The organism is Xylophilus sp. PBN-3R (genome assembly GCF_057747805.1).
This window is the reverse complement of the sequence record NZ_CM173225.1, coordinates 2,208,820-2,234,434: the sequence shown is the minus strand read 5'-3', so window position 1 is coordinate 2,234,434 and position 25,615 is coordinate 2,208,820. Positions and strand designations below refer to the sequence as shown.

Sequence of the window (25,615 nt, the reverse complement as noted above, 5' to 3'; positions counted from 1 at the left end):
CGTAGGACAGCGTTACTTTGGCGGGCGTGACTCCGGCATCAGCCAGAGCGGCAGATGCCAGTCGAGCAGCTCGGCGACACGCCGCATCACCCAGGTCGCTTCGTCGGCGCTGACCGAGGCCGGCGGTGCCAGCAGGCCGTCGAGGCAGTTGCGCAGCGCGGTGCTTTCGGACACGTCGGTTTCGAACTGCAGGGTGCGGCATATCTCGCCCACCTGCGTCGCCATGTCCTCGCAAAACTCATAGCGCGCCGCGACTTCCTGGCGGCTGCCGGTGGGCCGGCCGTTGGCGGTGTAGAGCGCCAGGAAGCTGTCGGCGATGAATGTCTGGTCGGGTTCGTACATGGCGATTTGCGTTCGATGTTCCGTTCAGGCGGCGCTGGAGGGCAGGCCGAAGATGCGGTCGAAAGCCCAGTTGAAGACGAATGTATAGGCCAGGAAGAAACCCAGCAGGCCGAGGTCGAGCCAGAAGGCTTCCTTCAACGTGACGCCCAGGCCCCAGGCCACCAGTGGGATCAGCATGACGGCCAGCCCGCCTTCGAAACCCAGCGCATGGGCGACGCGCCGGCCGAGGCTCCGGCCCCGGACTGCCCGACCCGATTCCCAGCGCTCGAACAACCAGTTGAACACCAGGTTCCAGACGATGGCGATCATCGAGGATCCCACCGCGACCATCGAGGCAGAACCCATTTGTTCTGATCCGCCCGAAGCCGCCGCCAGTCCGACGCTGGTGCTCGCCACCGCTATGCCTTCGTACAACACCACAAACACAATCCGCCGCCTCAATCCCTGCATCGTCCGCCCTTTGAATGAGCGGTGGACTGTATACAAATTTCGTCAGGCGACCACACGGACCGGAACCGACTTGGCCGCCGGAACCTTGCTTTCGTCCGCGTGCTGCCACAGCGGGATGAGCGGATTGCATTCCGGGTAATAGGCCGCCACGCTGCCTCGCGGGATGTCGTAGGGCACCACCCGCAACCCATGCACTTCGCGCACGAAGCCGTCGCCCGCGGCGCACCCCAGGCCGACCTCGGCACCTGCTTGGAGGTCCAGCCGGGCAATGTCGTCGATGTGCATGAACACCACCATGCGGGTGCCCTCGACACCCCGAAAGCGGTCGTCCAGGCCGTACACCGTGGTATTGAACTGGTCGTTGCTGCGCAGCGTGATGAGGCGCATCACATCCTCGCCGCCGTCGCCGGGGAAGGCCGCACTGAGCGCTTCGGGCAAGGTGAATTCAGCCTTGCCGGACTTGGTGTTCCAGACCCTTTCGCGGGCCGCCAATGGTCGCGCGAATCCGCCCGGCGCCTCGATCCGCCGATTGAAGTCGTGGAAGATCTCCGGAAAAGTGACGGCGATGGCATCGCGCACACGGCTGTAGTCCTGCGCCCATGCATCCCAGTCGACCTTGGCGTTGGGAGCAAGCGTCGCCTTGGCGATGCCGGCCACGATGCGCGCCTCGGACAGCAGCGATGCCGACGCCGGCGCATGGTGGCCGCGGCTGGCATGCATCCAGCCGGTGCTGTCTTCGGTCATCAGCGTCTGCAGCACGCCGGCCTGCTCGTCGCGCTCGATGCGGCCGAGGCAGGGCAGCAGATAGGCGACTTCACCATTGATCAGATGGCTGCGATTGAGTTTGGTCGCCACCTGCACGGTGAGGCGCATCTTTTCCCAGGCCGGTTCCATGCGGTTGTGGTCGGGAATGGCCCGCACGAAGTTGCCGCCCAGGCCGACGAAGGCGCGCACCGTGCCGTCGAGCACACCGGCACAAGCGTCCACAGTGGTCAGCCCGGTGTCGCGCGGCGGCTCGAAACCGAACTGTTCGGCCAACTTGTCCAGCGGCACCAGCTCCGGTTTTTCGGAAATGCCCACCGTCCGCTGGCCCTGCACATTGCTATGACCTCGCACCGGGCACAAACCGGCGCCGCTCTTCCCGATGTTGCCGCGCATCAGCATCAGATTGACCAACATGGTCACGTTGTCGATGCCACGTTTGTGCTGCGTCAGTCCCATGCCGTAGACCGCCATCACGGCGGTCGCCTTGGCGTAGATGCGGGACGCGCCTTCCAGGGCGCTGCGGCTCAGTCCGGATTCGGCTTCGATGGCTGACCAGTCATATCCGCGTGCCAGTGCCTCGAATGCGTCGAACCCATGCGTGTGGGCGTCGATGAACGGCCGGTCGAGCACTGGCGGACGGCCAGCGTCGCCGGCCTCGTCGTCCAGGGCGAACAGCGCCTTGCACAGGCCCAACAGCGCCGCGATGTCGCCGCCGGGCCGAACCTGGTGGTAATGCGTGGCGATTTCCGTGGCCGCTCCGCCCAGCATCTGCACCGGGCTCTGCGGGTTCTTGAATTCTTCCAGCCCCCGCTCGCGCAGCGGGTTGAAGACGACGATGGGAATTTCGCGCTCCCGCGCTTCCTGCAGCTGGTGCAGCATGCGCGGGCTGTTGCTGCCGACGTTCTGGCCGAAGAAGAAGATGCAGTCGGTGTGTTCGAAGTCGGCGACGTGGACCGTGCCGACCGGCTGGCCGATCACCTTCTTCAAGGCCACCGAGGTGGTCTCGTGGCACATGTTCGAACTGTCCGGCAGGTTGTTGTTGCCGTACATCCGGGCCAGCAGCTGATACATGTAGGAGGTTTCGAGGGACGCACGGCCCGATGCGTAGAACACCACCGACCTGGGATCGAGCGCCTTCAGCTCGGCGCCAATGGCGGCGAATGCCTGGTCCCATCCCACCGGCACCAGACGGTCGGACGCGGCGTCGTAGCGCAGCGGTTCTGTAAGCCGGCCGAGTTGTTCGAGCGCCATGTCTGACCAGGAGCGCAGTTCGGTGACGGTGTGCTGCGCAAAGAAATCGGCGCCCACACGGGCGCTCGTCAACTCGGAAAATGTGGCCTTGGCGCCGTTCTCGCAGAACTCCGCCAGATGCGATTTCTGCGGCCGGCCCCATGCGCAGCTGACACATGCGTAGCCGTCGGGTTTGTTCTGGCGGGCCAGGCCCGGTATGGCGTCGTAGGCGCCGAAGCGGGCGGCGGTGACACCGAGCGACTGGACCGAACCCCAGCCGCCGGCCGGGGCCTCGTAGGAATGGATCCGGATCATGGTGTCTTTGTCGTGTTTGATGTCGTTCTGCATGCCGGTGCGGGTTGGGCGAATGGAACCCCGATTTAGCGTGCCGTGCAGAGACGAAATTTGTCAGCCTGTGGCTTGACCTGCCGTGCGGCTACAACGCGCGGAACTGCGCGGCATACAGGCGGCTGACAGCCCAGCTTTCGGGCCGCCCCCGTATCGCCAGGGTCAGCCGTCCCGATTGGTCGCGGGAGACGGTGTCGATGGCGTCGGCCCGCACCAGCGTGCCGCGGTGGATCTGCCAGAACACCCGGGCATCGAGTTGCACCGTCAGTTCACGCAGCGGCGTCCGCACCAGGTATTCACGGGCTGCGGTCAGCACACGGACGTATTTGTCGGCCGCTTCGAAGACCACGATGTTGTTGACCGGCACCATCCGCACCACCGCACCCTGGCTGCCGGTTTCTGCCGCGGGAATGAAACGCAGTGTCGGTGCGGCCGGGCCCGGCGCCGCCACCCCGTCGAACAGCCGGCGCAGCTGGTCCAGCGCGGCGTCGGGTGCCGACAGGCGTTGCGCCAGCAGCTGCTGCATCCGCGCGACCGAGCGTTGCAGGCGCAGCGGCTGCAGCGGTTTCAGCAGGTAGTCGACCGCCTGGGCCTCGAAGGCCTGCACGGCATATCGGTCGTAGGCGGTGACGAACACCAGCGCCGGGAAAGGCCTGTGCGCCGGCCAGGCGTCGACCAGCGCGGTGGCCGCCTCGAGCCCGTCCTGGCCCGGCATGCGGATGTCGAGGAACAGCACGTCGGGCAGCAGATCCAGCGCCCGGGCCACGGCCGACACGCCGTCACCCGCGGTGGCGACGATCTCCAGTTGCGGCCAGGCCTCGGACAAGGCCTTGGCCAGCGCCTGGGCCAGCAGCGGTTCGTCTTCGGCGATGAGGGCGGTCGGGTGGCGGCTCATGACTGATGCGATATGGGAAAACGGACGACTACCTGCGTGCCCTGTGGTTCCAGCGGCAGAAAACATACCTCCGCCGCGTCGCCCCAGGCGGTGGACAGGCGCTCGTGGAGCTGGCGTGTGCCGAAACCTGGCTGTAACGGGCCCTGGCCGAGGCCACGCCCGGTATCTTTCACCGTGATGCGGACAAGGCCGTCTTCAAACGCGGCCATGACATCGATACGACCGCCCTGCAACTGCGGTTCGAGCCCGTGGCGCATGGCGTTCTCGACCAGCGGCTGCAGCAGCAGCGGCGGTATCGGCACGGCGCCCAGCGCCGGCGGCAGCTCGAGCGAATAGGCCAGCCGGTCGCCCATTCGCACCGCCATCAGGGCCAGGTAGTCGTCGAGCCGGGCGAACTCGTCGGCCAGCGGATGCCACGCCGCGCGCGCACCGTCGAGCGTGGCGCGCAGGTAGGCGACGAGATGGTCGAGCATGTTTTCGGCGCGCGGCGCGTCGGTGGCAATCAGCATGCGCAGATTGGCCAGGGTGTTGAAAAGCATGTGGGGTTCGAGCTGGGCTTCGAGGAGTTTGAGCCGTGCCTCGTCGGCCTCGCGCCGGGCTTCGGCGGCGCGGCGCTGCAGCCCGGCGCTGCGCCCGCGGGAGTAGAAGAAGTATGAGATGACGGCGCTGGCGACCAGCGTCAGGATCAGCGAGTTCAACAACTGGTGCGAAGACCATTCCTGCCAGGACGACCAGCCGAACCAGCGGTCGCCGAGCGTGATGCCGAAGGCGAAACCGAGCGGGATCGACACCATGAGCAGCAGCACCGAACGCCAGCCGCGCGGCCAGCCGGTCGGACTGCCCGGGTCGATGCGGACCCTGCCAAAGTCGACCAGGGCCCAGATGCTGGTGCCGATGGCAGTGGAGTACACCAGCGAAACGGCGTAGGCCTTGCCGGGTTCGAAATAGGCTTTCAGGGAAGCGATGACCAGGCAGAAGGCCAGGGTCTGCAGCAGGTGGCTCAGCCGGTCGATGCGCATCGTCTGCACCCGGTTCGAGGTTTCAGCGATCGCGACGCAGGCGCTGGCGTTCACGCTCGACCATCCGTTCGCGCAGGCCGCTGCCGGCACTCAGCAGGAACACCGACACACCGTGCAGCAGCAGGCCCAGGCCCCAGCCGGCGGCCGGATAGAGGTTCCATTGCCGGTGCGTGACCCCGTGGCGGGCCAGTACGAAAAGCAGTGCGTTGACCACCAGGTAGATGGCGGCGTGGCTGTACCAGCCGAGCTTGGCAGCCGCGCGGCGGCGTGCCAGCCGTTCGATCTGTTCTTCGGAAAGCGATATGGGCATGGGGGCGGATTGTCGGTGTTGGGAAATCAAGGTGTCCATGGCGGCTGCAGGCGTCTATCGGGCGAGCGGCAGTTGGTCCGGCTGCACGCGTTGCGCCAGCACGATCAGCCGGCCGGCACGCCCGGCGAACAGGCCGCTGAAGCCGCCGTAAAACAAGCCGAGCAAAAGCAGCGTGTCGTTGTCGTGACGCAAAGCCGGATGAAGCGCCAGCGCCATGCCGGCGGCGAATTTGGTGAAGAACACGCCCATCATCAGCGCCAGCGGAATCACACTGCCGGGCAACACGAACCGCTGTTCGTTGGCCAGGTAACGCACGCCTTCGGGCAGCGGCCGGCGGATCATCAGGACGAACGCCACGCCGGCGGACAGTGCCCAGACGCCCAGTGCCAGCGAAGCTGCGCGGAGTGTCGTCACGGCGCCGAAGGCCGACAGCAGGGCCATGCCCAGTGGCAGCAGAACGGCACGCCGCCAGTGCGGGCGACCGGGCGCCAGCTGGCGCAGCCCCACCCAGAGCAGCAGCAGGAAAAGCGCGAAGACCCCATTGGGGATGTTGTGCAGCAGTTGGGGAAGCGAAGGAGTGTGGGCGATGGTGTTCATGGCGGCGTCCTGGTTGGCGTTGGGTGCCGCACTGTTGCGCTGCGGGGCTTGGGCGGCCAGCCCCATGCGGCGAAACCTCGGAAAACCGGCGCGAAATGCAGAACGAGGCCGCCGGGCGTTGCTTTCGTTCAGGTGGCACTGGTGATAATCGCCGCTGTTTTTATATTGGGGAGTTCCCTTGGATATCGTCCTGCTAGCCAAAGCCGCCGTGATGGGCATCGTCGAGGGCCTGACCGAATTTCTGCCGATCTCCTCGACCGGGCACCTGATCCTGACCGGTTCGCTGCTCGGCGGGTTCGACGACGGCCGCGGCAAGGTTTTTGAGATCGCCATCCAGACCGGCGCCATCCTGGCGGTGATCCTGGTCTATTGGCAGAAGCTCCAGGCCACCTTCACCACGCTGCCCGGCAGCGCCAAATCGCGCCGCCTGGTGCTGAATGTCCTCATCGGTTTCCTGCCCGCCGTGGTGCTGGGCCTGCTGTTCGGCAAGGCGGTCAAGGCGCACCTGTTCACCCCGCTGGTGGTGGCGACCACCTTCATCGTGGGCGGGCTGATCATCCTCTGGGCCGAGAAACGCCAGCTGAAGGCCCCGCGTGTGGTGTCGGTCGACGACATGACACCGATGGACGCGCTGAAGGTCGGTCTGGCCCAGTGCCTCGCCCTGGTGCCCGGTACCAGCCGCAGCGGCTCGACCATCATCGGCGGCATGCTGATGGGGCTGTCGCGCCAGGCGGCGACCGACTTTTCGTTTTTCCTGGCCATCCCGACACTGATCGGCGCCGGTGCCTACAGCCTCTACAAGGACCGCGCGCTGCTGTCGGCGGCCGACGCGCCGATGTTCCTGGTGGGGTTGGTGATGTCGTTCATCGCCGCCTGGATCTGCGTGCGCTGGCTGTTGAAGTACATCGCCAACAACAGCTTCACGCCGTTTGCCTGGTACCGCATCGTCTTCGGCATCGTGGTACTGGCGACCTGGTGGACCGGCGCCGTCACCTGGGAAGGCTGAGAGCCGGGTTCCTGCACAGTCCGATACAGGCCGGTTGAATCAACGCGGCCGATAATGGCCGATGCCTTTGATTCACAAGCGTTTCTCGTCTTTCGCCTGCCTGGCGTTGCTCGGCACGGCGCTGCTTCTGACCGGTTGTGCCGCCACCGTCAGTACCAGGGTCACCAACTTCAACGCCTGGCCGGCGGACGCGGCGGGCAGCAGCTTTGCCTTCGCCCCGCACAAGGCGGGTGACGCCAAGGAACTTGAACAGTCGACCTACGAACAATACGTACGCGAAGAGCTGGATCGGCTGGGCCTGAAGGCCGCGCCTGCCGGGCAGCCGGCGCGGTTCGTGGTGGAAGTGGATGCCAGCGGATCGCAGCGGACCGTGCGTTCGCTGCAGCCGGTGTATCAGAACTACCGGGTGTTCATGCCGCCGCGGCCCGGGCCCAACGGCACGACGATCCCGGGCTACTGGTCGGCCGACATGATCGGCGGCCAGTACATCGGCGACCGCGAGGTCGCGCGTACCCTGCAGGTGAGCAAGCTCCGGGTGCAGATGCGGGATCGCAAGGCGCAGGTCGCTTCGCCGGGCAGCACCGCGTCGGCACCCAGCGTTTTCGAGGCTACCGCCGTCTACGAAGGCGGCATGGAAAACCTGCCGGATCTGGTGCCCTACCTGGCGAAGGCGGTGTTCGACGGCTTCCCGGGACAGAACGGCCAGACGCGGGAAGTGCGTTTCGACATGGCCGACGAAAAGACCGGTCCGGCCGGCCGGATCACCACCGGCCGCTGAACCTCGCAGCAGACTCAGATCAGCTTCTCGTTGGGGTTGCTGAGTTTCTTCAGGGGCTTGGCACGGCCATTGGCGACCTTGAGTGGATTTTCGGTTTCGGCATCGTCCCAGACCGGGTCTTCGAGGCTGTCGAAAACCTCGCGCAGCTTCTGGCCCCAGCTGTTGTGCAGCATGCGGAAATAAGGGTTGTCGCCGTCGATGGCGATCACCCGGTCGGTGCGCAATGCATTGGCTTCGTAGACCACCAGATCGAGCGGCAGGCCGACCGACAGGTTGGACTTGAGGGTCGAATCCATCGACACCAGCGCGCACTTGGCGGCTTCGTCCAGCGGCATCTCGGGGGTGATGACGCGATCCAGCACCGGTTTGCCGTATTTCGATTCGCCGACCTGGAAGTACTGGGTTTCGGGTGTGGCTTCGATGAAGTTGCCGGCCGAATACACCTGGAACAGGCGCATGCCTTCACCGCGGATCTGGCCGCCGAAGATCAGCGACACATTGAACTCGACACCGGCCTGCTGCAGGGCTTCGGCATCGCGTTCGTACACATGGCGCACTGCCTGGCCCAGTACACGGGCGGCGTCGAACATGCTTTTGGCGTTCCAGATGGTAATGGGCTCGGCGTCGTCGAATTCACGCAGCTGCTCGGTCTGCAGGATTTCACGGACCGACTGCGAGATGGACAGGTTGCCGGCCGACAGCAGTGTCATGAAACGGTCGCCCGCCTTCTCGTAGACGATCATCTTGCGGAAGGTGCTGATCTGGTCGAGACCGGCGTTGGTACGCGAATCCGACAGGAAAACAAGGCCGGCATTGAGCTTGATGGCAACGCAGTAGGTCATGGGCGAGGGATCTTTCGCGAGAGGGGTGCTGAACAAGAAAACAAGGACTAGCGGCTGTCGCGCATGGCCAGTTTCTTCAGGGCGTAAAGGGTATCGAGTGCTTCCCGAGGGGTGAGGGCGTCGGGGTCGATCTCGTGCAGCCGGGATTCTAAGGCGCTGGGTCCGTCGGTCTCGGTAACCACCGGTGCGGCGAAAAGGTCGGCCTGCGCCTGATGGGCGCCGGCGTTCTCTTCCAGCGCGGCGAGGGCCGACCGGGCGTGGGCCAGCACGCTGGCCGGCATGCCGGCCAGGCGCGCCACCTGGATGCCGTAACTGCGGCTGGCCGGGCCGGGCTGGATCTCGTGCAGAAACACGATGCCGCCGCCGCCCTTGACCGAACCTGGCGTCTCGGCCGCGCTCACATGCACGTTCACCGCCGCATGGTGTTTGGCCGGAAACTCGGTCAGCTCGAAGTAATGGGTTGCGAACAGCGTGAAGCTTTGCGCCTTGTCGTGCAGATGCGCCGCGATGCCGGCTGCCAGTGCCAGGCCGTCGAAGGTGCTGGTGCCGCGCCCGATCTCGTCCATCAACACCAGACTGTGCGGCGTGGCGGCATGCAGGATCTGCGCGCCTTCGGTCATCTCGAGCATGAAGGTCGATTGCGCGTTGGCCAGGTCGTCGGCGGCACCGATCCGGGTGTGGATCGCATCGATGGGCCCCAGGCGGCAACGTGTGGCCGGCACATAACTGCCGATGGAAGCCAGCAGCACGATCAGCGCCACCTGGCGCATATAGGTCGACTTGCCGCCCATGTTGGGGCCGGTGATGACCTGCATGCGCTGGCGCGGTCCGAGCCGGGTGTCGTTGGCGATGAAGTTGGCGGCACCTTGCGTGCTGCCACCGAAACCTTCGGCCAGCCGCGCCTCGACCACCGGATGGCGGCCGGCCTCGATCTCGATGCAGGGTTCGCGGGTGAATTCGGGCGGGCACCAGCCGAGCGTGAGCGAGCGTTCAGCCAGCGCGCACAGCACGTCGACCGCGGCCAGGGCCCGCGCCGTCCGGCCGAGCGCCGGCACATGGGGCTGCAATGCGTCGAGCAGCTGTTCGTAGAGGAACTTCTCGCGTGCCAGGGCGCGTTCCTGGGCCGACAACGCCTTGTCCTCGAAGGTCTTCAGCTCAGGCGTGATGAAGCGTTCGGCGTTCTTCAGGGTCTGTCGGCGGCGGTAGTCGGTCGGCACGCGGTCGAGCTGGCCTTGCGTGACCTCGATGTAGAAACCGTGCACCCGGTTGAACTGGACCCGCAGGTTGCTGATGCCGGTGCGGGCGCGTTCGCGGGTTTCGAGTTCGAGCAGAAAACCGTCGCAATTGGTCTGGATGGCCCGCAGTTCGTCCAGGTCGGCATCGAATCCGTCGGCGATCACTCCGCCGTCGCGAACCAGTGCCGCCGGCTCGGGGTGCATGGCCTGCTGCAGCAGCGCGAGCGTTTCGGGCGGAGCCACCAGGTCGTTGGCGGCGTCGGCCAGCAGGCGGGAATCGGTCGGCAGCGAAGCGGCAATGCGCTCGGTGCGCTGCAAGGACTGAACCAGGGCCACCAGTTCGCGCGGCCGTACCTGCCGCAAGGCGGTTCGGGCGGTGATGCGCTCTACATCGGCCATGCCCTTGAGTTGTTCACGCAGGCGACTGAACGGACCGGAACCGTGTTCGCCCCTCAATGCCGCGATGGCGCCCAGCCGATGGCGAGCCTGGCTGCGCTCGCGCCGGGGCTCCAGGAGCCAGGTGCGCAGTGCGCGGCTTCCCATGCCCGTCTGGCATGTGTCGAGCAGTGACAACAGCGTGGGCGAGTCCTCGCCGCGCAGGGTCTTCACCAGTTCGAGGTTGCGTCGGGTGACGGCCGGCAGGTCGATCAGTTCGTCGTCGCGGTGCACCCGCAGGGCGCTGATGTGGGTGAGGGCGCGCCCCTGGGTGTGTTCCGCGAAGGCCAGCAGCGCGGCGGCGGCGGCGTGCGCCTGCTGGAGGTCGTCGGCCCCCCAGGCACCCAGGCCCTTGGTACCCAGTTGTTCCTGCAGGCGGCTGTAGCCCAGGGCGCTGTCGAACTGCCATTCGGGCCGAGGCGTGACGGCGAATGGCAGACTTCGCCGCGCCTGGTTGAGCTGGCGCGAAGCGGCGCTGGCGTCGTCGGCGCTGTAGAGCACTTCGCTGGGAGAGACGCGGGCCACCCAGGCGTCGAGCGCATCGGTGTCGCATTCGGCCATCTGCACCTCGCCCTGCGTGACCGCCAGCCACGCCAGGCCGATGCGGTTCCGCGGGCCGGAGTGGATGGCCAGCAGCACCGATTCGGACTTGTCCTGCAGCAGTTCGGTATCGGTCAGCGTGCCGGGCGTGACGACCCGCACCACCTTGCGTTCGACCGGCCCCTTGTTGGCGCCGACCTCTCCCACCTGTTCGCAGATGGCGACGGATTCGCCGAGTCGGATGAGTTTGGCCAGATAGGTGTCGACCGCATGGAAGGGGACACCGGCCATGGTGATCGGAAAACCGGCGGAATTGCCGCGCCGGCTGAGCGTCAGGTCGATAAGCCGGGAAGCCTTCTCGGCATCGGTCCAGAACATCTCGTAGAAATCACCCATGCGGTAGAAAAGCAGGGTGTCGGGGAAGCCGGCCTTGAGCCCCAGATATTGGGCCATCATCGGCGTGTGCTCCAGCGCTCGGAACGCCTCGCTCTTCATGTCGACCGCTGTCGCGCTGATTTCTTCTTTTTCCATTGCTCTCGATAGATTGTCGTGTCGCCGGGCCGGCTGGTGCGAGTCGGTTCGATTTTCCTCGAATCTAAAATCGGTCTGCGATGCTCGCGCTTAGAACAGGGCGCGAATGATGGAAATGACCGAAAACGAGAACCTGGATCTGCCGGCCTCCCTGGCCGACGACGTCATGCTGAGCGCCGACATCGCAGCGCTCTATCTGCGGATGTCGCCAGCCGAACTGGCGGAATCACAGAAACCTAAACGCACCGACGGTCGGATCGAGAAAAACACCAAACCCCAGCCCGCCCCGGGCAGCTACCGGCTCGGCACGCTGCGCGAACTGGCAAACAAACTGCCGGCATCGGCTGCACTGGACGCCGCCACCAGGGGTGGGCTGATCGGCTGGATGACGGTGAAACTGCCCTTCTTCGCCGAACTGGAACCCCGGGTGAAACGCGGACGCCGGGTGTTGATCGGCAACGCCTGGGACACTGCTAGTCCGAAACGCGAAGCCCTCTTTGCGGACCTGGTCGCCGGCCGCATCCGTTACACCTGGGTGACCAGTTCGGAAGCGGTCGCCAGCCTGTGGAGCGACGCCACCCGGCATCGGGCTTTCGCGGCCAGAGGCCTCGGCCTGTTGCAGGCAGAAGTTCAGTCAGTCGAAGCCGCGATGGTTGCGACGGAACGCCTGGCGGACGGGCAGGCCCGCACCTGAATACCGGCAGGTGTGTCCCCGCCGCAATGGCCGTGACCTGTTATCGGCGGACGACTGTTTGCCGCTGCAGTGCACGCAGGCAGGAGGCGTAGAGCATGCGGACCTGCCCTGGATCGGGCAGCACCTGGCCGCCGCGCATGGCGCGGGCTTCCTGGGTCAGGTGGTCCAGAAAGCTGGCGGTCTCCGGCTGGGACACCGTGCGGCCCTGCCGGTTGGCCTGGTCCAGATAGGACTGGAAAGCCAGCCGCCACATCAGGGTCGGGGTGCGACCCACACCGCCTGCGCAATGCACGACTCCCTGATCGACACGGCCCGGCTGATACAGCGATCGCCACATGCGCCCGAAAGTCTCCGGCGGGATGGCCTTGGTGTCCTTCCAGCCGGGGAAGGCATGGTGTTCGACCGCACGCCAAGGCTGGAGCGGCTGCGCGGGATCGCGTACGTGCAGCCTGGTTTGCACATGCGCAATCTCGCCGTTGCTGCCGTCGGATCCGATGTTTTGCCGGCTCAGGGTTTGTTTCCACACATCCAGGTGGCCCACGCGGCAGGTCCGGCCTTCGGGCATGCGGTCGACATACGAATGACGGATTCCCATGTCGCCGGGGTTCATCAGGTTGACCACGCGGGGTGACGGGGACAGCAGGGCTTTCTGCAGCATGTCCGCGACCTCCAGGGTGCGCACAGGATAGCGTGTCATCACGCCCTGTGACCGGCCCTGGAAACGCACGGTCTGGAGTTCGCCTCCATGGCGGGTTTGCAGGTTGCGCGGAATCATTTCGTGTCTGACGAATCGGGTGATGTCGACCGGAAGCCCGGGCAGGATGGTGACCGGCCGGCCGGACGCGAGATTGACCCGTGCGACCGGCTGCCGCCGCAGCGCCGCCAGTTGCTGAAGTTGTGCGCCGCCTGCAGGATGGCCTGTGTCCGGCGTCGGCGGGGCTTGCGGCCTGGCGTGGGGGCGAAGCCTGTCGATGACGGACGGGTTCAACGAATGGATAAATGGGCCCGGGAAGACTGGTCGTGCAGACATTCCGCATGATTGGCCGGGTGACCGAATCGACTGTTCCTTCACCCGAAGGACATGCCACGCAAAACGAAGCGGAGGCAACCGATAATGCTGGGTTCCACCTCGAATCCCTGTTTTTCTGCTTTTCGACATGACCACATCCAACCCGTTCATCACCCGCGGCGCTGTCGCGGTAGGCCTGGCAACCCTGGCAGCCGATGGCACCGTGCTCGATACCTGGTTCCCGGCGCCCACCCTGGCCGATGCGCCCGGCGCCTCGGGCAGTCAGCGCCTGTCGGCCGATGAAGCCGCCCAGGCGCTGGGTGAAGCGGCCAAGGCCGTCGGCTCCGACGCACTGCGCGGCGTGGAGGTGGTTGCCGTTCGCACCACCATCGCCTCGCTGGCCGATGCGCCCGCCGATGCCCACGACGCCTACCTGCGCCTGCACCTGCTGAGCCACCGCCTGGTGCTGCCGCATGCACAGAACCTGACGGGCATTTTCGGAAAGCTGGCGAACGTGGCCTGGACTTCGGCCGGCCCCTGCGCCGTCGAAGGCCTGGAAGCCGTCCGTGGCCGCGCCCGTGCACAACGCCTGGCGTTCACCGTCCACAGCGTCGACAAGTTCCCGCGCATGACCGACTACGTGGTGCCGACCGGCGTGCGCATCGCCGATGCCGACCGTGTGCGCCTGGGTGCACACCTGGCTGCCGGCACGACCGTCATGCATGAAGGTTTCTGCAACTTCAACGCCGGCACGCTGGGCGCGTCGATGGTCGAAGGCCGTATCAGCGCCGGTGTGGTGGTGGACGACCACAGCGACATCGGCGGCGGCGCGTCCATCATGGGCACCTTGTCGGGCGGCGGCACCCAGGTCATCTCGGTGGGCAAGCGCTGCCTGCTCGGCGCCAACGCCGGCATCGGCATTTCGCTGGGCGACGACTGCGTGGTCGAGGCCGGTTGTTATGTCACCGGCGGCACCCGTGTCACCATGCCCGACGGGTCGGTTGTGAAGGCGCTGACGCTGTCCGGCAAGGCCGGCCTGCTGTTCCGCCGCAACTCGCAGACCGGCGCCATCCAGGCGATCGGCCGTACCGAGGCCTGGGGCACGCTGAACGCCGACCTGCACAAGAACTGAGCAGGCAGCGCGGCCGGGCGATCACGGTTTGGCCGACGCCGGCGAATAGTCGGTGAAGAGGCTGAACAGAAGCGAATGGGCGTTGTCGAACAGAAAGACGTCGGCGCCGCCCAGTTCGGTCAGCCAGTGTTTGGGCATACGCTCGGCCGCCACCCGCGCCCAGGTTTCGTAGGCGGTCTGCGACCGGGCCCAGGCATTGGCGGGTTCGATGGCTGAGAAATCGACCTTGTAGGTGGCGTAGACCTCCTTGCAGACGCGGTCGAGGTCTGACAGATACCGGTCGATGGTCTCGATATCCGCGCGGGTCCCGAACCACCCGACATGGCCGCCGATGAAGGTGCGGAAGTCGTACCCAAGAATCAGTTTTGCGACGTTCATGCTCAGCGGCACGTTGGGTGTGTGCCCCAGCTTGAAATATGGCGCCCAGCGCGGCGACAGTACGTCGGTCAGCATCAGTACCTTCTGCCGCGGTGCATAGATGAAGAGGTCGCCGGCCGAATGCAGGTCGCCGTGGTAGTCGAGATACAGGGTCTGCCCGCCGGTCTCCAGCACATAACGGTTGCCGGTAAAGGTCACCTGCGGAACCGGGCGTCTCGGATCGGCTGCCGCCCGGATGCGCTGGGCCGCGAATTCATGGGCGATGTAGATCGGGCTGGTCCCGTTGCGATTGGCATGCTGGAAAAGCACCGCACCGCCCACATGGTCCGAATGCGGGTGGCTGTAGATGAAGTGTGTGACTGGCAGTTGCGTGATTTCGCGTATGGCCTTCATCACGTCCATGCCGCCCCGGGCTTCGGGTGGCGCATCGACCACCACCACGCCGGCGCGGGTGACCATGAACATCGAGTTCTCGCGTTCGCTGCGGAAACCGTAGACGCCGCCGCCCAGGTCGTCCAGCAGGTAACCCTTGGGGGGCATCGCCGGCCCCTTGGCATGCTCGGGCACCGGCACATAAGTTCGTTTGCCGGGTGAATTGACGCCTGCCTCGGTTGCTGGCTGGGCCGACGCCGCGAAGGTCGTGAGGGTTGCCATACAGGCGATAGTGGCGCCGAGCCGCCATTGGCGTGCTTTGAAAAACATGTTGAGCCTTTTCCTTTGGATGAGTCCTCTTTCCCTTGAAAGAGGCGATCCGCATTAAGAAGGCGTCAAGTCCTCAAGTGTGTGAACACAGCACACTATTAACCTGGAGATGAACACTCACAAAGTCAACGTCCGGATACGGCTGCCCGGACCTCAGGCGTCCGGCGCCGACGGCGCGGCTGTAATGCCCGCCTGCGAACGGTCGGTGACCGGCCGGACTTCGGGCTCTGGAGGCACCTGCACCGCACCCGAAGCGACGTCTTTCTCGTTGAGAAAACGGACGGTCGGCAGGTACTGGGGATATTCCTTCTGCATGAAGGAGATCATGTCTTCGCGCACCTTGCAGCGAAGGTCGAAGGCCTTGCTGGACGACTGCGCAGTGCACAGCACCCGCAGCTGCATGGTTTTTTCGGTGACGTCGGTCACCTGCAGATTGAAGAAGCGCCGGTCCCACTCGGGGTAGCCGGGCATCATCTTCTCGAGCGCCGCCCTGAGCGGCGCCACCGGCATGCGGAAATCGACGTTGAGGAACACCGAGCCGAGCAGTTCGGATCCGGTGCGGGTCCAGTTCTGGAAAGGATTCTCGATGAACCACTGCAGCGGAATGATCAGGCGCCGGTCATCCCAGATCTTCAGCACCACATAGGTGCCGGTGATCTCTTCGACGCGGCCCCATTCGCCCTGCACGATCAGCACGTCGTCGATGCGGATGGGCTGCGCCAGGGCGATCTGCAGACCCGCGATGAGGTTGCTGAACACCGGTTTGGCGGCCAAGCCGGCGACGATACCGATGACACCGGCAGACGCCAGCAGGCTTGCGCCGACCTGCCTGGCGCCCGGAAAGGTCATCAGCATCATGGCAGCGCCGGCGAACAGCACGATCAGCATGGCGCTGCGCGATAGCACCCGCGCCTGGGTGTGGATGCGGCGTGCCTGCAGGTTGTCCTCCACGTCGGCCGGATGCTGCGCGATGATGCCGGCCCCCATGCCGCCAATGGCGCTGATGATCAGCCAGGTGACCGTGGCGATCAGCAGCAGGCCGTTGAGGTGGCGGATCGCCAATATGAACCGCATGTCGTCCGTGGCTGCCTGCCACACCAGTTGCAGCGCCAGCACCGGCAGCAGCAGTCGGGTCGGTCGCTGGCAGGCCCGCACGATGGATTGCAGCACCGGCGTGGGTCCAGTGGCCCGCAACAGCACCATGGCGGCCACGCGGTGCAGCAGCAGGGCGCCCAAGACGACGACGAGGGCGGCGACGATGGTGGCTATCCAGGGTGAAAGGTCGGACAGGTCTGGCATGCGGTTTCCTCCTGATATCAAACGCACTCAAAAACGCGATGCTGCGCGGCGCCTTCGATGGGCGGATTGCGAGCAACGATCGCGCCACGGCGGGCGCGACTGGGAAAAGGTCAGGCCAGGCTGCTTTGCTCGGCCGCGCTGCGCATCTGCACGGCGACGTCTTGCGACAGCTTCAGCCGCTCCAGCAACCAGGGCGTCAGGTCGGGTGCCAGCATGTCGGGCGGCCTGGCCTCGGTGGGGTCGGGCGCGCTGCCGGATTTGTGCGCCGCCGCCGGTTTGCTGCCGGCCGGCGTGCGGGTGAGCGATCGGGCCATGGTCACCGCTGCTGCCGCCAGTGCGGGCTCGACGATCGCCATGTCCAGTTGTCCGCGCCGCAACTGCAACATCGATTTCACGGCAGTCAGATGCGCCAGCATGTGATAACTGAGCGCTTGCAGTGTTTCGAGAGGTTCGAGCGCCGGCCTCACTGCCTGAGGTTCGGAACGGCTGCGGGCCGTGGCCTGCACCAGGGCGGACAGGCTGTCGTACGCCTCGCGTCGGGCCAGCCGCCATTGAAGGTCGGGCGACTGGACGTCGCCCGGCATCAGGGCCAGCTGCGCATGGCGCGACTGGGCGGCCAGCGCGCGGTCGACCAGCTGCGGCACCGACTGCCGCTCCCACACCGGCAGAACATAACTGCAGCCCCAGGCGATGAGGGCGCCGATGACGGTGTCGGCGATACGTTCGGCGGCGGCGAACACCGGATGCACATCGGCTGCCAGCAGGTGGGCCTGCATCAGCCCCAGCAGCGTGGCGGCCACCGAGGTGATGAAGTAGCGCCGGAGCACGAAGGCATGCGCCACCGCCGCCGACAGCGCGATGGTGGCCAGCACCATCCACGGCTCGGGGTGCGCGGCCAGTATGACCATCACCATCACGCAGCCGAAGATGGTTCCGGCGATCCGCGCATTGCGGCGTTCCAGCGTCTGCGCCAGGTTGGCGCGCAGCACCACCACGATGGTCGCCAGGATCCAGTAGCTGTGAGCCGCCCAGGGCAGGTGGCGCGACACGGCGTAGCCGATGGCGATTGCCAGCGAACCGCGCAAGGCGTAACGGAGCGTGGGTGCGTACCAGCCCTGCAACGAACGCAGCGGCAGCCAGCTCCAGGTGGTGGCGCTGATGAACAGCTGCCAGGTCTCGCGCACGGCGGCGATGTCGGGCTTGATCTCGCCATGCGCCAGCCCGTACATGCGGTCGACCTCCGCGCCGATGGTGGCCACGCGTGCGATCACGTCGCGCAGGGCGAGGTTGTCGTGGGGCGGCTCCAGCGTTTCGATGGGGCGATAGGGTTCGGGCGCGGTGGGTGCACTGCGGCCCAGCAGGAGGGCGGTTGCCAGTATCTCCAGCTGCCGCGCCCGGAACAGCAGGGCGTCGCGCAGTGCCGGCTGTACCACCTGCTGCGCACCTTGCTGCCAGAGGGTGTCGATGTCCAGGTCGCAGGCGAGCATGTGGTCGCGCGCGTCGAGCAGGGCCATCAGGATGGCGGCGCGCCGCTGGCGTGCTGCGGTGCGGGGAGACTCCAGCACCAGGTCGCGGGCGGACTGTAGCGAATCGGCCAGCGAGGCGTGCTGGGTCAGCATGTCCGACATCACGCCGTCCGCGTGCGCATGGCCGTCGAAGCGGCGCGACTGGGTGCGCAGGATGCCGGCGAACCCCTTCAGCGCGTCGGCCAGCAACTGGTTGCGGTAGAGCCCGTTCAGCAGGCCGTTGGCCACCACGCCGTAGACGATGTAGATGCCGGCTCCGAGGGCGAACCAGCCGGTGCGGTGCAGTGCCTCGATGAATCCGCGCGGCGGTGTTTCGGCCAGCGCGAACACCATCGAGAACATCATGCCGGCGCTCACCGGCCCGCCGCGTTTGCCCCAGGCCATCGCCAGGAAGGAGACGAACGATCCGCAGATGATCACCATCGCCTGCTGCTGCACCGACTGGTGCGACAGCTGCATGGCCAGGAAAAGCGGAACCCCCAGCGCCGGCCCCGGCAGCAGTTGTTGGAGCTTGTGGTGTTTCTGGGCCGGCAGGTCGCCCATCGTGGCGATGAGGATGCCGACGCCCGCGGTCGCCGCAGCGGTCAGGCCGCCGGCGGCATAGAGGATGAGCGCGGTGCCGATCAGCCCGAAGGCGACGGCGAAGCCGTTGGTGACATGCGGCCCGAGTACGGAAAACATCAGGCGCCAGAGCCTGCGCCTCAGGCTGCGCCAGACGCTCCACGATTCGGCCTGCCTCAGCAGGGCCGCGCGGAAATGCCGGAGGCGGGTCAACACCACCGGCCGGGTCAGACTTCCCCGGTCGGCCGGCGCACGCGCAGGGGCTTGCGTGCGGGTGCGGGTGCAGCTTCGGCCGATGCCTCCGCGGCGTCGGTTACGGGCGTCACTTCTTCGGTGGACGCGGCGTCGCCGGCCAGCCGTTTGGACTCGACATCGGCGAACTTGGAGTATTTGCCGACGATGCCCACCAACTGGGCGTAGATGCGCGGGTTGCCTGCCAGGCATTCCTTCTGGTCGATGAAGTCGGCTTCACCGGTGAAGTTGCCGACCAGGCCGCCGGCTTCGGTCACCAGCAGCGAACCCGCGGCGACGTCCCAGGGCGACAGTCCGGTCTCGAAGAAACCGTCGGTGAATCCAGCGGCCACGTAAGCCAGGTCGAGTGCCGCGGCACCGGGGCGACGCATGCCGGCGGTGCGTTCCATCACTTCGCCCATGATCTTCAGGTAGCGGCGCAGGTTGTCGCCCGGGCGAAACGGAAAGCCGGTCGAAATCAGGGATTCGTCGAGGCGGGTGCGCTTGGAGACGCGGATGCGGCGCTCGTTCATGTAGGCGCCCCGGCCCTTGGTGGCGGTGAACAGGTCATTGCGCGACGGGTCGAATACGACCGCCTGCTCGATCTTGCCGCGCACGGCCAGCGCGATGCTGACGCAGTACACGGGGAAACCGTGGATGAAATTGGTGGTGCCGTCGAGCGGATCGATGATCCAGATGTATTCCGAATCCTGCGCGCCATGCTGCGAGCCGGTTTCCTCTGCCAGGATGCCGTGGCCGGGATAGGCGGTCAACAGCGTCTCGATGATGATGGCTTCGGCCGCGTGGTCCACGTCGGTGACGAAGTCATTGATCTGCTTCTGCGAGACCCGCACGGATTCGACGTCGAGCGCCGCGCGGTTGATGATGGCGCCAGCGGCGCGTGCGGCCTTGATGGCCACGTTGAGCATGGGATGCAGGTTCGACGACATGTGAGAAAGAAAGAGGCGCAATGCGGTCGGGGTTCGGACCGGGGCAGCCGCAACCGGGCGATGCTGGCGGCGACAATGCCGGGATTTTAGCTCGGTCGCCCTGAACATCCCATGCACACGCGTTTCGTCCTGATCCAGACAAGCCATGCCGGTAACGTCGGCGCCACCGCCCGCGCCATGAAAACCATGGGTTTCACCGATCTCGTGCTGGTGCAGCCGCGCTGGGCCAACGTGCTGCGGCGCGAGGAGACCATCCAGCGCGCCAGCGGTGCGCTCGACGTGCTGAACAACGCCCGCATCGTCGAGACGCTGGACGAGGCGCTGGACGGCATCACACACATCTGCGCCACCGCCATGATCGGCCGCGACTTCGGTCCGCCGACCCGTGCGCCGCGCCAGCATCTGGAAGCCTTCGCAGCCGGAGCCGAGGCAGCGGGCGAGGAGGGCGTGGCCTTTCTGTTCGGCAGCGAACGCTTCGGCATGCGCAATGAAGACGTGTACCGCAGCAATGTCGCGTTGACGATCCCCACCGATGCCAGATTCGGTTCGCTGAACCTCGGCGCGGCGGTTCAGCTGATTGCCTACGAATGGCGCCAGGCGCTCGGCGGTTTCGATGCACGGCCCGAATCGGCCGGCGCGGTGCGTGAAACCCGCCGGGCGGATGCGCGTCAGGTGGCGGGCATGCTGGACCACTGGGAAAAGGCGCTGGTCGACATCGGTTTCCTGGACCCGCAGGCACCCAAGAAACTCATGCCGAGGCTGCAGCAGATGTTCCATCGGGCCCAGCCGACCGAGGAAGAGATCCACATCCTGCGCGGTATCGCCAAATCCATGATGACTGCCAAGGCGGGTGCGGTGCCGCCAGCGGATGGCGGGGCGAGCCGATAGACTCTTTTCGTTTCAGTTCATGCGATTTCCCCCGATGTTCAGCCGTGTCCGCTCCGATATCCAGTGCATCCTCGACCGCGACCCTGCGGCCCGCAGCACCTGGGAGGTGCTGACTTGTTATCCGGGCCTGCATGCGGTGGTGTTGCACCGCTTCGCGCACCGTTGCTGGAACGCCGGCTTCCGCTGGCTGGGCCGCTTCATTTCGCAGTTCACCCGCTGGGCGACCGGTATCGAGATCCATCCGGCCGCCAGGCTGGGCGAACGGGTTTTCTTCGACCACGCGATGGGTGTCGTCATCGGCGAAACCGCCGAGATCGGCGACGGCTGCACCATCTACCAGGGAGTCACCCTGGGTGGCACCTCCTTGTACAAGGGCGCCAAGCGGCATCCCACTCTGGGGCGTGATGTCGTGGTCAGCGCCGGCGCGAAGGTGCTGGGTGGTTTCACCGTGGGCGATGGCGCGCGCATCGGCAGCAATGCGGTCGTCATCAAGCCAGTGCCGGCAGGCGCCACGGCGGTCGGGATTCCGGCTCGCATCATCCAGGGCGACGATCGCAACCGGCGCGAGGCCACCGCTGCCAAGATGGGTTTTTCAGCCTACGGCATCGGTGAACAGGACGACCCGATGGGCCAGGCCCTGCGTGGCCTGATCGACAACGCAGGTTCTCAGGAACACCAGATCGCGTTGCTGTGGAATGCCATCCAGGCCTTGTCCGATCGCCGGACCGACGGCGAATGCTGCGTGCCGGCGGAAGCTGCGCGTACCGAAAGCTTCGAGGCCGCCAAACTGAACGAACTGGTCGGCAAATAGGCTCGGTGGATTCGCCGTCTGCCGCAGGTACTGTATATTCGTACAGCACCAAAGGCCGATGATGACCACCACTCATATTCCCGTCGAAGCCCTCAAGGGTCGTGGCAGCGCGACCCGGCTGGCGCACCGGTTCAGCGTTGACGAACGCGACGCCTGGGACGACGGCTGGGACACGCTGACCGAACTGCACGCCGAACGCCCGACCCGCATCGCCACGCAGATCCACTTCGAGGATGCGCGCAGCGTCATAAGCCGGAACGACTCACCGGATATTCCGTTCGATGCGTCGATCAACCCCTACCGCGGTTGTGAACACGGCTGCATCTACTGTTTTGCCCGGCCGACGCACAGCTACCTGAACCTGTCGCCGGGTCTTGATTTCGAAACCCAGCTGATCGCCAAACGAAACATCGCAGAAGTGCTGCGAAAAGAACTGGCCAGGCCGGGATACCAGCCGCGGCACATCGCCATCGGCACCGCGACGGACTGCTATCAACCCATCGAACGTGAACTGCGGCTGACCCGCGCGGTGATCGAAGTGCTGGGCGAGGCCCGGCATCCGTTCGGACTGGTCACCAAGTCGAGCGCGGTCGAACGCGACCTCGACCTGATCGCGCCACTGGCTGCTCGGCGGCTGGCGGCGGTCTACATCACGATCACCACACTCGATCCGCAACTGGCGCGCATCCTCGAACCCCGCGCCGCAGCGCCGCACCGGCGACTGCAGACCATTCGCACGCTGGTGGCGGCCGGAGTGCCGGTCGGGGTCAGTGTGGCGCCGCAGATTCCCTTCATCACCGAAGACATGGAACAGGTGCTGGAAGCCGCATACGAGGCCGGTGCCCGCACCGCCTTCTATACGGTGGTGCGGCTGCCCTGGGAAGTGGCTCCGTTGTTCCGTGAATGGCTCGAACTGCACTACCCGCAACGCGCGGCACGGGTCATGGCCCGCATCCAGGAAATGCGGGGCGGCAGGGACTACGACGCCGATTTCGCCACCCGCATGAAGGGCAAGGGCGTGTGGGCCGACCTGATCCGCAAGCGCTTCGAAGTAGCCTGCAACCGGCTGGGTTTCAACCGCCAGCGCACCGTCCTGTCGGCAGACGGTTTCAGGCGGCCGCGGCTGGACGGGCAGGAGGAACTTTTCTGAAGGATTCGGCGCCCTAACACGTCTGGACAGATAGTGGGGACGACACCGGCGGCCATGAAGAACCACTGACCTGCCCCTCGCCCGTGTCGCAACACGCCGCATGGAATCGACAATTCCGCCGGATCTAAGGAAACCTGACATGGGAGCGGGCACATGGTGCAGAACGTCCACCAGCGTATTTCGGCGCTCGAATCGGAAAACATCCGGCTGCGGGCTGCAGTGATGCTGCGCGACAGCGAACTCGCTTTTTCGCGGCAGGATCGCGCAGACCTCGCCGCCGCATCCGCCGGTCTGCCGCGCCGGATCGAACTTGCGCGCCGCGTCGACTCTCTCGCCGAACGCCTTCAATCGCTGCTGCGGGAAAAACATCGGCCGGCCGAGCGACGACCCGCCTGAGTTTTCAGCGCAGCGCCCGGCCCAGCCGCAAACCGTTGGCGATCACCAGAAGGCTGGCGCCGACATCGGCGAATACCGCCATCCACATGCTGGCCGCACCGGCGATGGCCAGGCCCAGGAAGAGCAGTTTCAGGCCGAGCGCGATGGCGAAGTTCTGTAGTAGCACGATGCGGGTGCGGCGCGACAGGCGCACCACTTCGGCGATCCGGCGCAAATCGTCCTGAAGGATGACGATGCCGGCGGTCTCGACCGCCACGTCGGTGCCGGCCGCGCCGATGGCAAAACCGAGGTCGGCACTGGCCAGTGCCGGCGCATCGTTGATGCCGTCTCCGGCCATGGCGACCACCCCGTGAGTCTGTTGCAGTTCCTGGATGGCGGCCAGCTTGTCTTCCGGCAGAAGACCGGCGCGCACTTCGTCGATGCCGGCTTCTTTGGCCATGGCATTCGCGGCAGTGGCATGGTCGCCGGTCAGCATCGCGGTCGCGACGCCCAGCCTGCCAAGCTCCGCGATGGCTTCGCGGGCACTGGGACGGAGGCGGTCGGCCACCGCGAAAACCGCTCTCACAGCCTGCGCGTCGGCCAGCAGGGTGACGCTGCGTCCGGCGGCTTCGTCGGCCGCCACAGCGCTTTCCACCGCGTCGGTCCACACGCCGCGTTCCTGCATCAGGCGACGGTTGCCCAGCAGCCAGTCCTGTCCGCCGATGCGGCCCGAGACGCCGCGCCCGGAAAGTGCCTCGAAGTTGTCGACCGCAGTCGCTCTGCCTTCGAGCCCCGCGGCAAGCGCTTGAGAAACCGGGTGGTCCGAGCGGGCCGCGAGCGCCAGTGCCGATGCCAGCGTGGCCTGGCTGTCATTGCCTCGCAGCACCGCCTGGGAGAGCAGCACCGGTTTGCCTTCGGTCAGGGTGCCGGTCTTGTCGAAGGCCACCAGCCGCAGCAGGCGCGCCTGTTCCAGCCAGATGCCGCCTTTGATGAGGATGCCGCGCCGCGCCGCTGCCGCGAGTGCGCTGACGACCGTGACCGGTGTCGACAGCACCAGGGCGCAGGGACAGGCGATGACCAGCAGCACCAGTGCGCGGTAGATGGCGTCGCGCCAGGCCCAGTCGAACAGCAACGGGGCGCCGACCGCCAGCATGACGGCAATGCCGAACACAGCCGGTGTGTAGATGGCGGAGAACCGGTCGACCAGGCGCTGGCTCGGGGCGCGTGCCGACTGTGCTTCCTGCACGGTGCGGATGGTCCGGTCGAGGGTGGTGTTTCCGTTGGCAGCGGTCACCTTGAATTCGAGCGCCGCGTTGCGGTTCAGGGTGCCGGCAAAGAGGCGGTCGCCTGGCGCCTTGTCCACCGGGAGGCTTTCGCCGGTGACGCTGGATTCGTCGACCGCGCCGTGGCCGCTGCTGACCTCGCCGTCGAACGGCACCCGGGCGCCGGGGCGGATCCGCACCGTGGCGCCGAGGTCGATGTCGGCCAGCGGGTTCTCAGTCCAGTTTCCGTCTTCACCCAGCACCTCGGCGCGTTCCGGCCGCAAGGCGAGCAGGCTTCCGACAGCGTTGCGGGCGCGGGCCTCGGCTGCTTCCTCGATGCGTTCGGCCAGGGCGTACAGCGCCATCACCATGGCGGCCTCCGGCCACTGCCCGAGCAGGAAGGCACCGGTGACCGCAACGGCCATCAGCGCGTCGATGCCGAGCTTGAGTTTCAGCAGTGACTTCCAGCCGGATGCATAGATCCCCAGCCCGGCCAGCACGATGGCCGCGACGGCTAGCGCCATGCCCGCAATGCGCCACTGCAGCGAATCGCCCCCCACGAAATGCAGCACCTCCGCCGCCGCGGCAAGAGCCAGCGACGCGCCCAGTCGCCAGGGGCCCGGAAGGGCGGAATGATCGTGGTCGTGGCCCGCATGGTCGCCGTGACCATCGACATGGCCGTGACCGTCATGGGCGTGCGTCTTGGTTGCCGGTCGGCAGCCGCAACAGGACGACGCGGCTGCAGCCCCGTGCGAGTGGTCCGTGTGGGCGGCATGGGCGGCGTGGCTGGAATGGCCGAAGTCGGTATTGGTTTTTTCAGGCATGGCACCATTCAAAACCTTACAGCCACTCGAAGGTCAAGCCATGGCGAACCAAAGTCCCCACCTGCGTATCGGCGAAGCGGCCCGGCTTTCGGGTGTCGGTGCAGCCAACATCCGCTATTACGAGAAGGAAGGCCTGCTTCCGACGCAGGCTCGTAACGAGGCGAGCTACCGGCTCTACGGCGCCGACGATGTCCACCGCCTGCGTTTCATACGCCTGTGCCGCGCGATGGACATGTCGCTGGACGAGGTTCGCAAGCTGCTCGGCCTGAACCTCGCCGATAAGGCGGACTGCCTGCAGGCCCGCGAAACCCTGGATGAACACCTGGGCCATGTTCGCGAACGCCTGGCCGAATTGCGGTCGCTCGAAACCAATCTGCTGGCCCTGCGCGACGGTTGTGACGGCAATGGCAAACACTGCGGAATCATCGAAACCCTGCACCGGGAGGCCGACGCACAAGCGCTGCCGTCCCCGGCTCCGACGGCAAGGCGTCATGTGTGAC

General features: G+C 66.1%; 24 protein-coding genes. 9 read left to right on the top strand and 15 right to left on the bottom strand.

What is annotated here, in order from left to right:
• Positions 1-12: 12 nt before the first annotated feature.
• The 7 genes from AC3ANW_RS10660 to AC3ANW_RS10630 all read right to left on the bottom strand — a co-directional run bounded on the left by AC3ANW_RS10660 (position 13) and on the right by AC3ANW_RS10630 (position 6,022).
• Positions 13-342: an ATPase with chaperone activity gene (locus AC3ANW_RS10660; RefSeq protein WP_488345146.1), complete on the bottom strand. Its 330-nt coding sequence runs from the start codon at positions 340-342 to the stop codon at positions 13-15.
• Between the two features lie 24 nt (positions 343-366).
• Positions 367-792: a PACE efflux transporter gene (locus AC3ANW_RS10655; RefSeq protein WP_488345145.1), complete on the bottom strand. Its 426-nt coding sequence runs from the start codon at positions 790-792 to the stop codon at positions 367-369.
• A gap of 42 nt (positions 793-834) precedes the next feature.
• Positions 835-3,135 carry an FdhF/YdeP family oxidoreductase gene (locus AC3ANW_RS10650; RefSeq protein WP_488345144.1) on the bottom strand — a complete coding sequence of 767 codons (2,301 nt, stop codon included), beginning with the start codon at positions 3,133-3,135 and terminating at the stop codon, positions 835-837.
• Between the two features lie 88 nt (positions 3,136-3,223).
• Entirely contained in the window at positions 3,224-4,030 is an 807-nt protein-coding gene (locus AC3ANW_RS10645) for a LytR/AlgR family response regulator transcription factor (RefSeq protein WP_488345143.1), read from the bottom strand.
• Positions 4,027-5,103, bottom strand: coding sequence for a sensor histidine kinase (locus tag AC3ANW_RS10640; RefSeq protein WP_488345142.1), 1,077 nt, complete (start codon positions 5,101-5,103; stop codon positions 4,027-4,029). The genes AC3ANW_RS10645 and AC3ANW_RS10640 overlap by 4 nt, the downstream gene beginning before the upstream one ends.
• Positions 5,072-5,359, bottom strand: coding sequence for a 2TM domain-containing protein (locus AC3ANW_RS10635; RefSeq protein WP_488345141.1), 288 nt, complete (start codon positions 5,357-5,359; stop codon positions 5,072-5,074). Before AC3ANW_RS10635 ends, AC3ANW_RS10640 begins: the two co-directional genes overlap by 32 nt.
• 54 nt (positions 5,360-5,413) lie before the next feature.
• Positions 5,414-6,022: a DUF6622 family protein gene (locus tag AC3ANW_RS10630; RefSeq protein WP_488345140.1), complete on the bottom strand. Its 609-nt coding sequence runs from the start codon at positions 6,020-6,022 to the stop codon at positions 5,414-5,416.
• Between the two features lie 112 nt (positions 6,023-6,134).
• Between AC3ANW_RS10630 and AC3ANW_RS10625 the strand changes: the two genes are divergently transcribed.
• Both AC3ANW_RS10625 and AC3ANW_RS10620 read left to right on the top strand, forming a co-directional pair.
• Positions 6,135-6,962 carry an undecaprenyl-diphosphate phosphatase gene (locus AC3ANW_RS10625; protein WP_488345139.1) on the top strand — a complete coding sequence of 276 codons (828 nt, stop codon included), beginning with the start codon at positions 6,135-6,137 and terminating at the stop codon, positions 6,960-6,962.
• Positions 6,963-7,023: 61 nt separating this feature from the next.
• Complete coding sequence (locus AC3ANW_RS10620) at positions 7,024-7,740, top strand: DUF4136 domain-containing protein (protein WP_488345138.1); 717 nt, start codon at positions 7,024-7,026, stop codon at positions 7,738-7,740.
• Between the two features lie 14 nt (positions 7,741-7,754).
• Here the strand turns inward: AC3ANW_RS10620 and AC3ANW_RS10615 are convergent, their stop codons facing one another.
• Both AC3ANW_RS10615 and mutS read right to left on the bottom strand, forming a co-directional pair.
• Positions 7,755-8,582 (bottom strand): proteasome-type protease, encoded by an 828-nt coding sequence (locus AC3ANW_RS10615; RefSeq protein ID WP_488345137.1) that lies wholly within the window; start codon positions 8,580-8,582, stop codon positions 7,755-7,757.
• A 47-nt stretch (positions 8,583-8,629) separates the two neighbouring features.
• The gene (gene mutS / locus AC3ANW_RS10610; protein WP_488345399.1) at positions 8,630-11,287 is read right to left on the bottom strand and encodes a DNA mismatch repair protein MutS; all 2,658 of its coding nucleotides are present in this window, start codon (positions 11,285-11,287) and stop codon (positions 8,630-8,632) included.
• A 151-nt stretch (positions 11,288-11,438) separates the two neighbouring features.
• On the opposite strand from mutS, the gene AC3ANW_RS10605 reads away from it, so the two are divergent.
• A complete protein-coding gene (locus AC3ANW_RS10605; protein WP_488345136.1) occupies positions 11,439-12,017 on the top strand; it encodes a hypothetical protein in 579 nt (192 codons plus the stop codon).
• Between the two features lie 40 nt (positions 12,018-12,057).
• Here AC3ANW_RS10605 and AC3ANW_RS10600 read toward each other — a convergent pair whose 3' ends face one another.
• Positions 12,058-13,005, bottom strand: a complete 948-nt coding sequence (locus tag AC3ANW_RS10600; protein ID WP_488345135.1) for a hypothetical protein — start codon at positions 13,003-13,005, stop codon at positions 12,058-12,060.
• Between the two features lie 169 nt (positions 13,006-13,174).
• Between AC3ANW_RS10600 and dapD the strand changes: the two genes are divergently transcribed.
• Positions 13,175-14,158, top strand: coding sequence for a 2,3,4,5-tetrahydropyridine-2,6-dicarboxylate N-succinyltransferase (gene dapD / locus AC3ANW_RS10595; protein ID WP_488345134.1), 984 nt, complete (start codon positions 13,175-13,177; stop codon positions 14,156-14,158).
• A 21-nt stretch (positions 14,159-14,179) separates the two neighbouring features.
• Here dapD and AC3ANW_RS10590 read toward each other — a convergent pair whose 3' ends face one another.
• The 4 genes from AC3ANW_RS10590 to AC3ANW_RS10575 all read right to left on the bottom strand — a co-directional run bounded on the left by AC3ANW_RS10590 (position 14,180) and on the right by AC3ANW_RS10575 (position 19,805).
• The gene (locus AC3ANW_RS10590; RefSeq protein WP_488345133.1) at positions 14,180-15,190 is read right to left on the bottom strand and encodes an MBL fold metallo-hydrolase; all 1,011 of its coding nucleotides are present in this window, start codon (positions 15,188-15,190) and stop codon (positions 14,180-14,182) included.
• Positions 15,191-15,391: 201 nt separating this feature from the next.
• On the bottom strand, positions 15,392-16,537 hold the full coding sequence (locus tag AC3ANW_RS10585; protein ID WP_488345132.1) for a mechanosensitive ion channel family protein: 1,146 nt from the start codon (positions 16,535-16,537) through the stop codon (positions 15,392-15,394).
• Between the two features lie 110 nt (positions 16,538-16,647).
• Positions 16,648-18,840: an FUSC family protein gene (locus AC3ANW_RS10580; protein ID WP_488345131.1), complete on the bottom strand. Its 2,193-nt coding sequence runs from the start codon at positions 18,838-18,840 to the stop codon at positions 16,648-16,650.
• Positions 18,841-18,851: 11 nt separating this feature from the next.
• Positions 18,852-19,805 carry an inositol monophosphatase family protein gene (locus AC3ANW_RS10575; protein WP_488345130.1) on the bottom strand — a complete coding sequence of 318 codons (954 nt, stop codon included), beginning with the start codon at positions 19,803-19,805 and terminating at the stop codon, positions 18,852-18,854.
• A 111-nt stretch (positions 19,806-19,916) separates the two neighbouring features.
• Between AC3ANW_RS10575 and AC3ANW_RS10570 the strand changes: the two genes are divergently transcribed.
• From AC3ANW_RS10570 to AC3ANW_RS10555, 4 genes are all read left to right on the top strand, one after another.
• Positions 19,917-20,693 (top strand): RNA methyltransferase, encoded by a 777-nt coding sequence (locus AC3ANW_RS10570; protein ID WP_488345129.1) that lies wholly within the window; start codon positions 19,917-19,919, stop codon positions 20,691-20,693.
• A gap of 34 nt (positions 20,694-20,727) precedes the next feature.
• A complete protein-coding gene (gene cysE / locus AC3ANW_RS10565) occupies positions 20,728-21,504 on the top strand; it encodes a serine O-acetyltransferase (protein ID WP_488345128.1) in 777 nt (258 codons plus the stop codon).
• A gap of 61 nt (positions 21,505-21,565) precedes the next feature.
• Positions 21,566-22,654 carry a PA0069 family radical SAM protein gene (locus AC3ANW_RS10560; RefSeq protein ID WP_488345127.1) on the top strand — a complete coding sequence of 363 codons (1,089 nt, stop codon included), beginning with the start codon at positions 21,566-21,568 and terminating at the stop codon, positions 22,652-22,654.
• A 153-nt stretch (positions 22,655-22,807) separates the two neighbouring features.
• Positions 22,808-23,050: a hypothetical protein gene (locus AC3ANW_RS10555; protein ID WP_488345126.1), complete on the top strand. Its 243-nt coding sequence runs from the start codon at positions 22,808-22,810 to the stop codon at positions 23,048-23,050.
• A 4-nt stretch (positions 23,051-23,054) separates the two neighbouring features.
• On the opposite strand, the gene AC3ANW_RS10550 is transcribed toward AC3ANW_RS10555, so the two are convergent.
• Entirely contained in the window at positions 23,055-25,115 is a 2,061-nt protein-coding gene (locus AC3ANW_RS10550) for a heavy metal translocating P-type ATPase (RefSeq protein ID WP_488345125.1), read from the bottom strand.
• A gap of 40 nt (positions 25,116-25,155) precedes the next feature.
• Here AC3ANW_RS10550 and AC3ANW_RS10545 point away from each other — a divergent pair, with 40 nt between their 5' ends.
• Positions 25,156-25,614: a Cd(II)/Pb(II)-responsive transcriptional regulator gene (locus tag AC3ANW_RS10545; RefSeq protein ID WP_488345124.1), complete on the top strand. Its 459-nt coding sequence runs from the start codon at positions 25,156-25,158 to the stop codon at positions 25,612-25,614.
• Position 25,615 lies beyond the last annotated feature (1 nt).